Source organism: Amycolatopsis lurida (assembly GCF_900105055.1).
In the GTDB taxonomy this organism is placed as follows: domain Bacteria; phylum Actinomycetota; class Actinomycetes; order Mycobacteriales; family Pseudonocardiaceae; genus Amycolatopsis; species Amycolatopsis lurida.
The window spans coordinates 7,808,953-7,823,100 of sequence record NZ_FNTA01000004.1 but is presented as its reverse complement, the minus strand read 5'-3'; the positions used below and the strand labels follow the sequence as shown (position 1 = coordinate 7,823,100).

The 14,148-nt window shown below is 69.0% G+C and carries 15 protein-coding genes; 6 read left to right on the top strand and 9 right to left on the bottom strand.

The features are described from left to right. Nucleotides 1-14: 14 nt before the first annotated feature. The gene (locus BLW75_RS42065; protein WP_034316810.1) at nucleotides 15-578 is read left to right on the top strand and encodes a TetR/AcrR family transcriptional regulator; all 564 of its coding nucleotides are present in this window, start codon (nucleotides 15-17) and stop codon (nucleotides 576-578) included. Here the strand turns inward: BLW75_RS42065 and BLW75_RS42060 are convergent. The 6 genes from BLW75_RS42060 to BLW75_RS42035 form a co-directional block, all read right to left on the bottom strand. After that, entirely contained in the window at nucleotides 575-1,576 is a 1,002-nt protein-coding gene (locus BLW75_RS42060) for a TerC/Alx family metal homeostasis membrane protein (RefSeq protein WP_034316947.1), read from the bottom strand. The genes BLW75_RS42065 and BLW75_RS42060 overlap by 4 nt on opposite strands. Before the next feature lie 40 nt (nucleotides 1,577-1,616). Next, the gene (locus BLW75_RS42055; protein ID WP_034316813.1) at nucleotides 1,617-2,531 is read right to left on the bottom strand and encodes a LysR family transcriptional regulator; all 915 of its coding nucleotides are present in this window, start codon (nucleotides 2,529-2,531) and stop codon (nucleotides 1,617-1,619) included. Next, on the bottom strand, nucleotides 2,528-3,709 hold the full coding sequence (locus tag BLW75_RS42050) for a glycine C-acetyltransferase (protein WP_034316815.1): 1,182 nt from the start codon (nucleotides 3,707-3,709) through the stop codon (nucleotides 2,528-2,530). The genes BLW75_RS42055 and BLW75_RS42050 overlap by 4 nt, the downstream gene beginning before the upstream one ends. Beyond that, nucleotides 3,709-4,740, bottom strand: coding sequence for an L-threonine 3-dehydrogenase (gene tdh, locus BLW75_RS42045; protein ID WP_034316818.1), 1,032 nt, complete (start codon nucleotides 4,738-4,740; stop codon nucleotides 3,709-3,711). The genes BLW75_RS42050 and tdh overlap by 1 nt, the downstream gene beginning before the upstream one ends. A gap of 70 nt (nucleotides 4,741-4,810) precedes the next feature. Further along, nucleotides 4,811-5,491 (bottom strand): GNAT family N-acetyltransferase, encoded by a 681-nt coding sequence (locus BLW75_RS42040; RefSeq protein ID WP_034316822.1) that lies wholly within the window; start codon nucleotides 5,489-5,491, stop codon nucleotides 4,811-4,813. A 55-nt stretch (nucleotides 5,492-5,546) separates the two neighbouring features. After that, entirely contained in the window at nucleotides 5,547-6,230 is a 684-nt protein-coding gene (locus BLW75_RS42035) for a TetR/AcrR family transcriptional regulator (RefSeq protein WP_034316826.1), read from the bottom strand. An 88-nt stretch (nucleotides 6,231-6,318) separates the two neighbouring features. On the opposite strand from BLW75_RS42035, the gene BLW75_RS42030 reads away from it, so the two are divergent. Further along, nucleotides 6,319-7,074, top strand: coding sequence for a zf-HC2 domain-containing protein (locus BLW75_RS42030; RefSeq protein ID WP_034316829.1), 756 nt, complete (start codon nucleotides 6,319-6,321; stop codon nucleotides 7,072-7,074). A gap of 4 nt (nucleotides 7,075-7,078) precedes the next feature. Here the strand turns inward: BLW75_RS42030 and BLW75_RS42025 are convergent, their stop codons facing one another. After that, a complete protein-coding gene (locus BLW75_RS42025; RefSeq protein WP_241783847.1) occupies nucleotides 7,079-8,818 on the bottom strand; it encodes an ABC transporter ATP-binding protein in 1,740 nt (579 codons plus the stop codon). A 74-nt stretch (nucleotides 8,819-8,892) separates the two neighbouring features. Here BLW75_RS42025 and BLW75_RS42020 point away from each other — a divergent pair, with 74 nt between their 5' ends. Both BLW75_RS42020 and BLW75_RS42015 read left to right on the top strand, forming a co-directional pair. Then, complete coding sequence (locus tag BLW75_RS42020) at nucleotides 8,893-9,462, top strand: TetR/AcrR family transcriptional regulator (RefSeq protein ID WP_034316835.1); 570 nt, start codon at nucleotides 8,893-8,895, stop codon at nucleotides 9,460-9,462. 52 nt (nucleotides 9,463-9,514) lie between these two features. Continuing rightward, nucleotides 9,515-10,384 (top strand): CPBP family intramembrane glutamic endopeptidase, encoded by an 870-nt coding sequence (locus BLW75_RS42015; protein ID WP_034316838.1) that lies wholly within the window; start codon nucleotides 9,515-9,517, stop codon nucleotides 10,382-10,384. Between the two features lie 79 nt (nucleotides 10,385-10,463). Here BLW75_RS42015 and BLW75_RS42010 read toward each other — a convergent pair whose 3' ends face one another. Beyond that, nucleotides 10,464-11,513 (bottom strand): NAD(P)-dependent alcohol dehydrogenase, encoded by a 1,050-nt coding sequence (locus BLW75_RS42010; RefSeq protein WP_034316841.1) that lies wholly within the window; start codon nucleotides 11,511-11,513, stop codon nucleotides 10,464-10,466. A gap of 88 nt (nucleotides 11,514-11,601) precedes the next feature. On the opposite strand from BLW75_RS42010, the gene BLW75_RS42005 reads away from it, so the two are divergent. Beyond that, nucleotides 11,602-12,204 carry a TetR/AcrR family transcriptional regulator gene (locus BLW75_RS42005; protein WP_034316844.1) on the top strand — a complete coding sequence of 201 codons (603 nt, stop codon included), beginning with the start codon at nucleotides 11,602-11,604 and terminating at the stop codon, nucleotides 12,202-12,204. Nucleotides 12,205-12,293: 89 nt separating this feature from the next. Further along, a complete protein-coding gene (locus BLW75_RS42000) occupies nucleotides 12,294-13,649 on the top strand; it encodes an MFS transporter (protein WP_034316949.1) in 1,356 nt (451 codons plus the stop codon). A 6-nt stretch (nucleotides 13,650-13,655) separates the two neighbouring features. On the opposite strand, the gene BLW75_RS41995 is transcribed toward BLW75_RS42000, so the two are convergent. Next, on the bottom strand, nucleotides 13,656-14,117 hold the full coding sequence (locus BLW75_RS41995) for an ATP-binding protein (protein WP_034316847.1): 462 nt from the start codon (nucleotides 14,115-14,117) through the stop codon (nucleotides 13,656-13,658). Nucleotides 14,118-14,148 lie beyond the last annotated feature (31 nt).

The window sequence follows — 14,148 nt, the reverse complement described above, 5'->3', positions numbered from 1 at the left end:
GGTAGGGTGCGGTCATGGAGACACCGGGACGGCGTGAACGCAAGAAGGCGGCCACTCGCCAGGCCCTGGCGGACGCCGCACTGAACCTGTTCCTGGCGCGGGGCTACGACCAGGTGAGCATCCGCGACATCGCGGAGGCGGCCGACGTCTCGACGACGACGTTGTTCAAGCACTTCTCCGGCAAGGAGGCGCTGGTCTTCGACGAGTCCCAGGACCGCGAAGAACGCTTGGTCGCCGCCGTCCGGGAGCGGGCAGAGGGCCAGGGCATCGTCGAGGCGCTGCGTGCGTACGTGCTCGCCACCTGGCTTCCGCTCACGACGCATCCCCAGTACGCGGAGTTCACCGCGCTGGTGACCTCCACCCCCGCACTGCAGGAGTACGGCGAGCGCATGTGGACCCGGCACGCCGCGGCTCTCGGCACTGCCATCGCCGAAGAGACCGGCGCGGATTCCGACGACATCGCCTGCCACGCCCTCGCCCGCTTCGTGCTGGACATTCCGGCCCTCACCAGGGGCCGCCCGGACCCGAGGGAGGACGTCGAGCGGATCTTCGGCCTCCTCGAACGAGGCTGGCGTTAATCCTCCTCGGAAGCGTGGCGGGATCCGCGCAGCGAGCCCGGATGTGCCTTGGCGGACGGATCCTTGCGGGTCTTGAGCAGGCTCGCCACCGTCACCACGACCAGGATGCCGATGATCACCGAGAGGCTGACCGGCGTCGAGATCTCCGGAACGCTCTCGTCGATGTCCACGTGTGCCCAGTGCAGGATCAGCTTGACCCCGATGAACCCGAGGATCACCGCGAGCCCGGCCGACAGGTACACCAGGCGATCGAGCAGGCCCTTCACCAGGAAGTACAGCGCACGCAGGCCCAGCAGGGCGAAGGCGTTGGCCGCGAAGACCAGGTACGGCTCGTCGGTGACGCCGAAGACCGCGGGGATCGAGTCCAGTGCGAACAGGAGGTCGATCCCGCCGATCGCGAGCAGCACCACGACCAGCGGCGTGCCCACCCGCTTCCCGTCCAAGCGGGTGACGAGTTTGCCACCGTCGTATTCGGTGGACAGCGGCAGCAGCCTCCGCGCGGACCGCACCACCACGTTGTTCTCGACGTCCGGATCCTCGTCGCGATGCCGGAACAGCTGGACGCCGGTGTAGATCAGCAGCAGCCCGAACAACAGGAACATGAAGGAGAACAAGGAAAGCAGCGTGGCGCCGAGTGCGATGAAGATCGCGCGCATGATCAGCGCGACGACGATGCCGAACGTGAGTACCTTGTGCTGATGTTCTTCGGGTACCGCGAAGGTGCTCATGATGATCACGAAGACGAAGAGGTTGTCGACGGACAAGCTCTTCTCGACGATGTACCCCGCGAAGTACTGCTGCCCGAAGTCGCCACCGTGCGCGAGCGTCAGCCAGACACCGAACGCCACCGCGACGAGGATGTAGCCGACCGACCAGGCCACCGCCTCGCCGAAGCCGACCTTGTGCGGCCGCACCGCCGCGAGGATGAGATCGAGTGCGAGGAGCCCGAGCACCAGTCCGATCGTGACGATCCAGGTGAGGGCATCGATCTGGAGCATCCGCACCCTGTCTTTCCTTCGACGGCAGGTGAGGACGATCCTAAGTGCGACTCCCCCGCCCCGCATTCGCATGACCCGGCGCGGCGTCCAGCAGTGCGGCGAGCACGGTCTTGAGCAGCGGATGGTCGGCGCTCCCCCGCCGGACGGCGGCGAACACGCGGCGCAGCGGTGGCTCGCCGCGCAACGGGACGGCGACAGCGCCGGGTACGGCGGCGAAAGCGTTGCGCGGCACCAGTGCCACGCCCTCGCCGGCGGCGACCAGGGTGGTGATCGCGTGGAAATCGTCGGAGACGTGCCGGATCGCCGGGTTGGCGCACACGATCATCAGCACGTCGCGGCACGGATTCCCGGGTTTCGGCGCGATCCATTCGTCGTCGGCGAGCGCGTCGATGTCCACTTCGGACGCTTCCGCGAGCCGGTGCGCGGTGGGCAGCACGACGTCGAAGGGCTCCACGTACAGCGGGAACCGGGTGAGCCTGCTTTCATCCGTCCGTGGCGAGAGCCGGTACTCCTCGGTGATCGCCAGATCGACCTCGCCGTCGAGCAGCAGCGGGATGCTCGCATGCCCCTCGACGTCCTGAACCTGCATGCTGACCCCGGGCGAACCGGCACGCAGGGAGGCGATCGCCGGCGCGACGACCATCGTGATCGCGGAGGCGAAACTCGCCAGCCGCACCAGGCCCTGGACGCCGGAATCGAGCGCGGCCAGCGTCGCCCGCGCCCGTTCGAGTTCGGCGGCGACGGCGTTGGCGTGCACCACCATCAGTTCGCCGGCGGGGGTCAGCGAAACCCGCCTGCCCCGGCGGCGAAGCAGCTGCTGGCCGCACTCGGCTTCGAGTGCGGCCAGCTGCTGGGAGACCGCGGACGGCGTGAGGTGCAGTGCCTGGCCCGCCGCCGTCACGGTGCCGTGGTCGGCGAGGGCGCGCAGCACGCGCAGCCGTCGCGGATCGATCATTCGTCCATCATGGACCTTGCCGTCACGAACGCGTCGACGGCCCGGTTGACGTCGTCGGTCGAATGCGCCGCCGACATCTGGGTCCGGATCCGGGCCTTGCCGTGGGGCACCACCGGGTAGGAGAAACCGATCACGTAAATGCCCTGGTCGAGCAGCAGATCCGCCATCTTGCCCGCCTTGGCGGCATCGCCGATCATCACGGGGATGATGGGGTGCTCACCCGGGAGCAGGTCGAAACCGGCCTCGGTCATCCGGCGCCGGAACAGCTCCGTGTTGGCGCGCAGCTTGTCCAGCAGCTCGCCGGAGGAGTCCAGCAGTTCCAGGGTGGCGAGCGCGGCCGCGGTGATCGACGGCGCCAGCGAGTTCGAGAACAGATACGGCCGCGAGCGCTGCCGCAGCATCTCGACGATCTCCGCGCGGCCGGAGGTGTAGCCGCCGCTCGCGCCGCCCAGCGCCTTGCCGAGCGTGCCGGTCAGCACGTCGACCTTGTCCTGGACGCCGAACAGCTCGGGCGTGCCGCGACCGGTCGGGCCGGTGAAACCGACGGCGTGCGAGTCGTCCACCATCACCAGCGCGTCGTAGCGCTCGGCCAGCTCGCAGATCTCGTCGAGCGGCGCGAGGTAACCGTCCATCGAGAACACGCCGTCGGTGGCGATCATCCGGTAACGCGCGCCGGACGCCTCCTGCAGGCGGGCTTCCAGATCCGCGACGTCACGGTTGCGGTAGCGCATCCGCTTCGCCTTGCACAGCCGGACGCCGTCGATGATCGACGCGTGGTTGAGCTCGTCGGAGATGATGACGTCCTGGTCGGTCAGCAGTGTCTCGAAAAGCCCGGCGTTGGCGTCGAAACAGGAGCTGTAGAGGATCGTGTCCTCGGTGCCGAGGAACTCCGACAGCTTCGCCTCGAGCTCCTTGTGCGGCTGCTGGGTCCCGCAGATGAACCGCACCGACGCCATGCCGAAGCCCCAGCGGTCCAGCGCCTCTTGGGCGGCCTTGATCAGCTTGGGGTGATCGGCGAGGCCGAGGTAGTTGTTGGCGCAGAAGTTGAGGACGTCGCCGTCGCCGACACTGACCGAAGCCCGTTGCGGCCCCTGGATCACCCGCTCGCCCTTGTACAGCCCGGCTTCCCGGATCTCGGCGAGCCCGGCCTTGAGGTCGTCGCGCATCGCGCCGTACATCAGTTCTCCGTCCAGTCCAGAATGACCTTGCCGCAGCGGCCTTCCCTGGCCGTCGCGAACGCCTTCTCGTATTCGGTGTAGCCGAACCGGTGGGTGACCACCGGCGAGATGTCCAGCCCGGCCTGCAGCAGCACGGACATCGAGTACCACGTCTCGAACATCTCGCGCCCGTAGATCCCCTTGATCTGGATCATCTTCAGCACCACGGACGCGATGTCGACCGACACGTCGGAAGCGGGGAGGCCGAGCAGCGCGACGCGGCCGCCGTGCGACATGTTCGCGATCATGTCGCGCAGCGCCTCTGGCCGCCCGCTCATCTCCATGCCGACGTCGAAGCCTTCGGCCATGCCGAGCCGCTCCTGCGCGTCGGCGATGGTCGAGGAGGAGACGTCGAGCGCGAGGTCGACGCCGACCTTGCGGGCCAGTTCCAGCCGGTGCTCGCTGACGTCGGTGACGACGACGTTGCGCGCGCCCGCGTGGCGCGCGATGGCGGCGGCCATGATGCCGATCGGGCCGGCGCCGGTGACCAGCACGTCCTCGCCGATGACGGGGAAGGACAGCGCGGTGTGCACGGCGTTGCCGAGCGGATCGAAGATCGCGGCGATGTCGAGGTCGACCTTGGTGCGGTGCACCCAGGCGTTCATCTCGGGCAGGACGGCGTACTGCGCGAAGGCGCCGTCGGTGTGCACGCCGAGGCCCTTGGTCCTGGCGCACAGGTGACGCCGCCCGGCCTTGCAGTTGCGGCAGCTTCCGCAGACGAGGTGCCCCTCGCCGCTGACCAGGTCGCCGACCTTGACCGTCGTCACCGACCGGCCGATCTCGACCACCTCGCCGACGAACTCGTGCCCGATCACCAGCGGCGCGGCGATGGTGCGCGCCGCCCAGTCGTCCCAGGAGTCGATGTGCAGATCGGTGCCGCAGATCCCGGCGCGCAGCACGCGGACGGCGACGTCGCCGGGGCCGACGGCGGGGTCCGGCACGTCGGTGAGTTCCAGCCCGGGTGCTCGGTCGGCTTTGACCAATGCCTTCATGGCGCGAAGTCTGGTCCGCCCGTGCTGTTCAGTCCATCGCGAGTTTCTGAAATCCCTCGTTAGAGCAACTTCACAAGGAACCCGGCACGCGGACCGACACGAAGTCCGGCCGCGGCACCACTTCGAAACCGATCGACCGGTAGAGCCGGATCGCCGAAGTGTTCGCCGCCGCCGCGTGCATCATCGGATGTTCGCCGCGAGCCCGGATCCCCGCCGCCACCGCGCGGATGAGCCGCGTCGCCAGTCCTCGGCCGCGATACGCCGGGTCGGTGCAGACGGCGCTGATCTCGGTCCAGCCGGGTGGGTGCATTCGCTCCCCCGCCATCGCGATGAGGTCACCATCCCGCCGGAAACCCAGATATGTCCCCAATTCGATGGTCCGCTTCCGGAACGGCCCCGGTTTGGTCCGCTCCACGAGGTCGAGCATCTCCGGCACGTCGTCCGGCCCCAGCACGACGGCTTCGGGATCTGCGGCGGCTTCGAGCGCGACGTCGACCAGCCGGACCCCGGCGACCCTGCCGAGGACTTCCCAGTCCGCCGGGACGGGCAACGTGTTGTGGACGATGACCGTCTGGCCGGGTCCCGCCAGCGCGGCGACATCGGCCCACACGCCGTCGTCCGGCTCGGGCGGCAGGGCGATGAAGGGCGCTACGTCGACCTGATAGCGCAACACCTGGCCGCGGCGTTCCGCGAAGTGGGCGTGCGGCCCGGTCAGCGAAGCCCACGCCGGGTCGTCGAAAGGGGTGACCATGACGGCTCCGACATCGGGTGGCGGGTTTTCATTCCCGCTCCCGCATCCTGAGCGCTCAGGCGCCCGGCACCAGCAGCGGCGAGTGCGGATCGAGTTCGATCCCGCGTTCACGGAGCGTGTCGTCGATGACCCGCCAGATCCATCGCACCAGCAGTGCCGCGAGCTCCGGCAGCTCGATGCCTCCCGGGTTCTCCAGCCAGCGCGCGGCACTCGTGTCGACGAGTCCGACCAGCCCGAAGGCGAGCGGTTCGGCGATCCGGCCGTCCAGGTCGAAGGTGTCGAGGTAGTGCTCGAACAGGGTGGAGAGCTGCCCGGCGATCGCGGTTTTGACGTCGGTGATGGCGTCGCCGCCGCGCCGCCCGGCTTGAGAGTGCCTGGCGAGATAGCGGTAGAGGTTCCCGTATTCGGCGAGCCAGCCGGTGTGCGCGCCCACCGCGACGGTGATCAGCTGCATCGGCGTGCCGCTCGGATCCCACAGCGGGGCCAGTTCGGCGGTGATGAGCCGGACGGCGCGGTCGGCGATCGCGCGCTGCAGGTCGGACGCGTCGTCGAAATGCTTGTACACCCGCGTCCTCGCCACCCCCGCCTCGTCGGCGATCTGTTCGGTGGAGACCTCCGGACCGTGCGTGGCGATCGCGCGCAGTGCCGCGTCGACGAACTCCCGTCGACGGCGCTCACGCTGTCCCGCCCAGCGCGCCGCGCGGCCGTCCGGCCGCGGCGCGTCGGCTTCAGGCGTCATCCCCCAGAGTTTATCGGCGGCCGGTTAGCAGGTACACTGCCGTACCCGTTACTTTGAGTATGCAGATCGGCCCGTCCGGGAGACCGCGATGAGGGAAGACGTCGACACCACGGCGGACGCCACCCTGCTCGACGCCTTCCGCGCCGGTGACATCGCCGCCGGCGAAGCCCTTTTCCGGCGGCACGCCGGGCCGCTCCGCCGGATCGCCGCGGGCTGGGTCTCCGAACCCGCCGAACGGGACGACCTCGTGGCCGAAGCCTTCGTACGTGTCCTGAGCGTCATCCGCGACGGCGGCGGCCCGCGGGAGAACCTCCGCCCCTACCTCGCGGTCACCATCCGGAATCTCGCGGCCAAGTGGAGTCACCACCACAAGCGGGTCGAGTTGTACGGCACGACCCCGGCGGTCGAAGAGGCCGCCGGGACGATCGGCGCGGAGGAACTTTTCATCCTCCGCTCGAACGCCCGGCTGGCCTGGACCGCCTATTGCGCGCTCCCCGGTCGCTGGCGGACGGTGCTTTGGCGGACCGAAGCGGAAGGCGACTCGCCGAAAGTGGTCGCTCCGCTGTTGGGAGTCTCGCCCAACGGCGCCTCCGTCCTGGCACTGCGGGCCCGCGAAGGTCTCCGCCAGGCGTTCTTGCAGGCGCAGGTCCCCGAAGCGGGAACGCGGTGCTGCCAGGAGGCACGGCGCCGGATGGGCGCGTGGCTCCGCGGCGGCGTACCGGGCCGCCGGGCGGACCGGATCACCGCGCATCTGGCGGACTGCGAGCCCTGCCGCACCGTCGCCACCCGGCTCGACGAGGTCAACCGCGAGATGCCGCCGGGGGTCCGCGCCGTCCCGGCCTAGAAGATCAGCCGGGCACCGGAGCGCCCTCCCCCGCGATCCGCAGCGCCTCCACCAGTTCCCGGTACAGCGTGTCGGTGGCGAGCAGGTGCTCGTGGCTGCCGCTCGCCCGGACGCGGCCGTCCTCCATCACCACGATGGTGTCCGCGTCGATCACCGTGGACAGCCGGTGCGCCACGGTGACCACGGCGCCCTCGCGCGCCAGTCGCCGGATGCAGTCGTGGATCGCGCTCTCGGTCCGGCCGTCGACCTGTGCGGTCGCCTCGTCCAGCAGCACCACGTCCGGCGTGCGCAGGATCGCCCTGGCCAGCGCGATCCGCTGGCGTTCCCCACCGGACACCGACGTCGACGAAAGCGGCGTGTCCAGTCCGTCGTCCAGCGCGGCGATCTTGTCGCTCAGCCGGACTTCTTCGAGCGCCCGCCGCACCTCGTCCTCGGTCGCGTCGGGATGGGTGAAGAGCAGGTTCTCCCGAATCGTCCCCGGCACGATCGGCGTCTCTTGTTCGACGTAGGCCAGCCGGGCCCGCACATCCGCATACGGCAGGTCCGCGTACTCGCGTCCGTCCAGCAGCAGTGAACCGGACTCCGGTCGCACGAATCGCATGATCAGCGACAGCATCGTGGTCTTGCCCGCACCGGACGGCCCGACGATCGCGGTGTGCCCGCGTCTCGGGATCTCCAGCGACACGTCCCGCAGTGCCGGATCGCCGCCGTAGCCCGCGGTCACCCCGCGCAGTTCCAGCACCGGGCCGCTCTGCTCACCCGACGGCTTCGTCCGGGTGGGCACCCGGTCCTCTTCCACCTCGAGCGCGTCCATCTCCCGGATCCGCCCGGCCGCGGCGATCCCCGCCTGCAACGCGGTCATGTTCTGGCTCAGTTCGGTGATCGGCTCCATCAGCGCGAACGCGTACAGCAGGAACGCGATGAGGCTCGACACTTCAAGCAGGCCCGCGTCGACCCGCCAGGCGCCGAGGCCGAGGATCACCAGGGTCGCGGCCTGGATACCCGTCCAGGCCACCACCCAGGCGACGGCCTCCCGTCGCACCGCGCGGACACCGTGCGCGGCGGCGGCTTCCGCGTCGACCAGGATCCGCTCGGACTGCCGGGCTTCGGCGCGGCTGGCCTTCACCGTGCGGATCGCCCGCAGCGCGCCTTCGAGGACGCCACCGAGACGGCCGACGCGGTCCTGTGCTTTCTCCTGTTCCTTCGCGATGGCAGGCATGAGCCACGTGAACAACGCGATCACCACGAGCACCGCCGCCACCGTCGTCGCCAGCAGCACCGGGTCGAGCACGCTCATCAGCACCAGGGTGCCGACGAGCATCACCACGCCGTTGATCAGGCCGATCACGCTGGACGACGCCGCCTCGCGCAGCAGCACCGTGTCCGAGGTGACGCGGGTGACCAGCTCCCCCGTCGGTCGTTTCGTGATCGCCGGGATCGTCGCGCGGAAGAACCGCCGCACCATCGATTCCCGTGCCTTCAGCACCACTCGCTCGCCGACGGTGCCGAGCAGGATCCATTGCGCCAGCCAGATCACCGCGCCGATCACCATCAGGCCCGCCAACGCCAGCACCGGACCCGCCAGCGACGCCGACGAACCGAGCGAGTCGAGCACCCACTTCGTGACCATGGGTGTGGCGAGACCGGCCGCCGAACCGAGCAGGGCGAGCAGCAAACCGATCGCGAGTGCCCCCTTGTGTGGTCGCGCGAACGACCACAGCACCTTCAATCGTGGAGTATTCATGGTTCTCAATGGAACACGAGTGTTCTAAAATCGTCAAACGAGTTCCATACCGGGAGCGAGGTACGGTACCGGCCATGAGTGAGGGTGTGGTCACCGAGACGGGTGTCCGGGCGAGGACCCGGCGCGCGATCCTGGACGCGGCCATCGAGACGTTGACGAGGCAACCGGGCGCCTCGCTGGCCGACATCGCGGCGGCGGCGAACGTCGGGCGCACCACGGTGCACCGGTACTTCGCGGAGCGTTCGGATCTGATCGACGCCATCAGTCACGACGCGCTGGACAAGATCTCCCAGAGCACCGAACGGGCCCGGCTCGACGACGGCCCGGTCCCGGCGGTGCTCGCCCGGCTGTGCCAGGAGTACTTCGAGCACGCCGACATCTTCCAGTTGCTGTTCACCATGCCCGATCTGGTGACCCGGCCTGAATGGACGGAGGAGAGCGACGACGACCGTCGCCTGCTTCGGCTCATCGAACGGGGGCACGCCGAGGGCACGATCGATCCGGCGATGACGAAAGAGTGGTTGCTGCAACTGCTCTGGAGCATGCTCTACACGGCGTGGGAACTGGTGCGCGACAAGACACCGAAGCACGAAGCACTCACGTTGTGCCTGCGCAGCCTGGAAAAGGTCATCGCGGTCGGCTGAAGTCCTCCGAAGTGATGACGCGGACTCGCGCCGCTTCGAAGATCCTGTCCCGGTGACAGAAAAACGAGTGCCCGTTTGGGGAATCCTCTTCGGCGGTCTCGCGGTGTTCGTGGCCGCACCCGCACTGCTGCTGGCGACCGGGCACGACACGCTCAAGCCGTCCGCGGATTCGGACAAGGCGCTTTCCCTGGCCGGAGCCCTGGTTCCGGCGCTGGCCGGGATGCTGCTGATCCGCGGGATACCGCTCCACGCGCCGAAACTGCTCCCCGAACCGACCGACCGGGGCAGGCTCCGGAAGCAGGCGACGGCCTTGGCGCTCATCGCCTTCCTGTGGCCGCTGGCGTTGTTCCTGGTTTCGGCGGCGGGACAGCAGGCTTTGGTCCGCGACATCTGGGGGCTCGCCAAGCCGCTCGTGTTCTTGATCCTGCCGCTGCTTCTCCTGCGAACGCGAGGGGAACCCGATCCGTTCCGGCTCACGTGGCTGCCCCGGCAGGCCTGGCGATGGCTCGCGCCGCTCCCGGCCGTGCTCGTGTTCGGCTGGCTCTACGTCCTCGGCCCGCTCGCGCCGCCGCTCCCCACCTCGGAGGACTATCCCGACCCGGTGTATCTGGCCGTCGGCGCCACGCTGACCTTCTTCACGGCGAACGTCCTCGAAGAGGTCTTCTTCCGCGGCATGCTGCAGACCCGGCTGGAGGCGCTTTTCGGGCGGTGGCCGGGAATCCTGCTGGCGGCCCTGCTGTTCGCGTGGCTGCACCTGCCGACGCACGGACAGGGATCGCTCCCGCTCACCCTGGGCGTGATCGTGGCCTTCCAAGGGTTCTTCGGCCTGTTCACCGGCTACCTGTGGTCGCGCTACCGCAACCTGTGGGCGCCGATCGCCGCGCACACCGCGATGAACACCGTGCCCCTGCTGCTGATGTGAGCCCGCGCCCGTCCGCCGGGTCTCGTGAGTGGCAAGGACGGTTAGAACCGTCCTTGCCACTCACGAGACGGTCAGGCGGTCACGCGCCGATGGTGGCCGCGTCGATGACGAACCGGTACCGGACGTCGCTGTTCTCGACGCGGTCGTAGGCCACGTTCACCTGGTCGGCCGAGATCGTCTCGATCTCCGCGCCGATCCCGTGTTCGGCACAGAAGTCGAGCATCTCCTGGGTCTCGGCGATCCCGCCGATCATCGAACCGGCGAGCACCCTGTTCCCGCCGAGCAGCGAGAAGGCGTTGTACGACAACGGTTCGCCGGGGGCGCCGACGTTCACCATCGCCCCGCCGACGCGCAGCATGCCAAGGTAGGAGTCGACGGGCAGCGTCGCGGAAACGGTGTTGAGGATCAGGTCGAAGCGACCGCGCAGCTGCTTGAACGTCGACGCGTCGCCGGTCGCGAAGTAGTCCTTCGCACCCAGCTTCAGGCCGTCCTCCTGTTTCTTCAGGCTCTGACTGAGCACGGTGACCTCGGCGCCCATGGCGACCGCGATCTTGACCGCCATGTGGCCGAGCCCGCCGAGGCCGACGACGGCGACCTTCTTGCCCGGCCCGGCACCCCAGCGGTTCAGCGGGGAGTAGGTGGTGATGCCCGCGCACAGCAGCGGGGCGGCGACGTCGAGGCCGATGCCTTCCGGGATGCGGCAGACGAAGGAGTCCTTCACGACGATCTGGCGGCTGTAGCCGCCGTAGGTGTTCTCGCCGTCGAAGCCGACACCGTTGTACGTCTGGATGTTGCCCTTGACGCAGAACTGCTCGGTGCCCGCCACGCAGTATTCGCACTCACCACAGGAATCGACCATGCAGCCGACCCCGACGCGGTCGCCCACCTGGTACTTCGTCACGTCGGAGCCGACCGCGGCGACGACGCCGGCGATCTCGTGACCGGGGACCATCGGGAAGATCGCGCTGCCCCAGTCCTCCTTCACCTGGTGGATGTCGCTGTGGCAGATCCCCGCGTACGCGATGTCGATCAGCACGTCGTCCGGACGCAGGTCGCGACGCTCGATCGTCGTCGGCGACAGAGCGGCGCCCGGGGACGGCGCGGCGATGGCGTGCGTGGTCGTCGTCATGAAACCCTCCGAGAAACAGTGAGACCATGTAAGAGGTCACTTACAACGAGCGTAAGAGGGCTCTTACATATTCCGCGACCGGGACGGTGTGATCCACGACATGGGCGGCAAGTACCATCACGGCGACCTTCGCGCCGAACTCGTGCGGGTCTCGCTGGACCTGATCGCCGAGCAAGGGCTCGGCGCCTTCTCGGTTGCCGAGGTCGCAAGGCGCGCGAAAGTCAGCCCAGGCGCGCCCTATCGGCACTTCCCGGACAAGGAGAGCCTGCTCGCCGCGCTCGCGGCCACCGTCGCCTGCCAACTGGCCGACAGGGTGCAGGAAGCCATCGAGGCCGAGAGTGAACCTGTCGCCGCGCTCGCCGCGGCCGCCGGCGCGTACACGGAGTACCTCATCGAACGCCGCGCCGGGATGAACATCATCTACTCGGATGGCTTGCAGGGGCCCGAGCACGCCAGCCTGCACGAGCAGACCCGCCGCCTGACCGACCAGTTCGTCATGCTCTGCCTGACCGTCTCGGACCGGCCGCAGGACGGGCTCGAACTGATGGAGCAGCTGTTCACCCAGGCGCACGGCTACGGCACGTTCTACCTCGACGGCGTCTTCAAGAAACAGGGCTACTCCACGGAAGTCGTCGTCCGGAAGTCGGTCGAGGCCGCCCGTGCCGCCATCGAAGGCCGCACGAGAATGTGACGTGATTCACGTCTGATTTGTCCGATTACCGGGGTGTCCCGCGCCGACAGGATGCGAAGCGCAATCCTTTCGACAACAGGGAGAACCGCGTGAGCATCGGGCAAGAAGTCGGGTCATGGCGGGAATTGGGCCGCCATACGAGCACGGCGGCGGTACTGGCGGGTGGTGTGCTCGTCGGCGCGATCACCATCTACGTGGCGGCGAGCCTGCTGCCGACCGCCGTCCAGGACATCGGCGGGCGTTCGCTGTACGCCTGGACCATGACGGCGTTCCTGGTCGCCCAGGTCGTCGCGACCATGCTGGTGGGCCAGACCCTTTCCCGCTTCGGTGGCAAGGCTTCTTATCTGCTCGGCTTCGCTGTCTTCGCCGCGGGCTCGGTCCTGTGCGCGGCGAGCCCGTCGATGCCGATCCTCCTGGTCGGGCGCGGGACACAGGGGCTCGGCGCCGGCCTGCTGACCGGGCTGGGCTTCGCGCTGATCCATTCGGCGTTGCCGCCACGGCTCTGGAGCCGGGGCAGCGCCCTGATCTCCGCGATGTTCGGGGTGGGGAACTTCGCGGGCCCCGCGCTCGGCGGGTTCTCGGCACAGTTCGGTTCGTGGCGGTCGGCGTTCGCGATCCTCGCCGTGGTGGCGGGAATACTGGCGATCTTCGTGCCCCGGGCGCTTCCCACCGGCGAACGCCCGGAACAGTCGCCGCCGGTCCCGGCCGTTCCGCTGGCTCTGATCGTCGGCGCCGCCGGGGCGGTGAGTGTGGCCGGAATCCTGTCCGACGTCCTCGCGATGGCGGGGTTCCTCGCGCTGGGTCTCGTGCTCGTGTGCGCGTTCCTGGTGACGGAAAACCGTGCGGCGACGAGCGTGCTGCCCGGTTCGGTGTACCGGCGGGGCTCACGGCTGCGGTGGATCTACCTGACCATCATGGTGCTGGCGTCCGGCGTCGCGGTGGAGACGTTCTTGCCGTTTTTCGGCCAGCGGCTGGGCGGGCTTCCGCCCGCGGCGGCGGGATTCTTCGCCGCCGCGCTGTCGATGGGCTGGTCGGTGAGCCAGCTCGTCAGCGCTTCGTCGCGTAAGACACGACGGCTCGTGGTCGCCGGGCCCGCCTGCCTGGCCGCCGGATTCGCGCTGTTGGGGCTGCTGCAGACCGAGCAGCCGTCGCTGCCCGTCGTCCTCGCCTGGCTGCCCGTGCTCTTCCTCGGTGGCACCGGAATCGGCATCGCGATGCCTCATCTGTCCGTCGCGGCGATGACCTCCGCCCCGGACGGCGAGGGCGGGCAGGCGGCGGCCGCGATCGCGACCATCCTGACGATGTCGACCGCGTTCGGCGCGGCGGTCGCCGGTCTGCTGGTCAACTTCGGCGGTACTTCGGTGGTGACGTCGGCGAGGTGGCTGTTGTTCGGTTTCGCGACCATCTCCGCGCTCGGCCTGTTCACCGCACGCCGCGCGGTCTGAGTCCGGTCAGTTCCGGGAGCGCCTCGTGCGCACGCGCGGGAGCGCTTCCGGACAGCCGCCGCCGCACCGGATGTGCGCCCAGACGATCTTCCCGCCCCGCACCGACTCGCGCCGGACGCCCCACTGCACCGCCACCCCGTCGACCACGAGCAGCCCCCGTCCGCGAGGATCCTCGATCTGCGAACACCGCGCCCGGGGTTGCTCGACACTGACGTCCGCGACCTCGATCCGCACCGCGCAGGGAGTCACGCCACGCCACAACTGGATGTGGCGTGCGCCACCCCCGTGCACATAGGCGTTGGCGACGAGTTCCGTCGCCGCGAGCAGGACGTCGTCGAGGTGTTTCTCACCGAGATCGGGAAGGCATCTGACCACCCAGGCACGCATGTCCGGCAACGCCCGTGGCGTCGTGGCTCGCAGGTCAAGCACCCAGGTCCCCGGCACCGGATGCTCCGCGATACTGATCATGGAGCCACCCTTCCCGTCGCGCGCGCGGCCT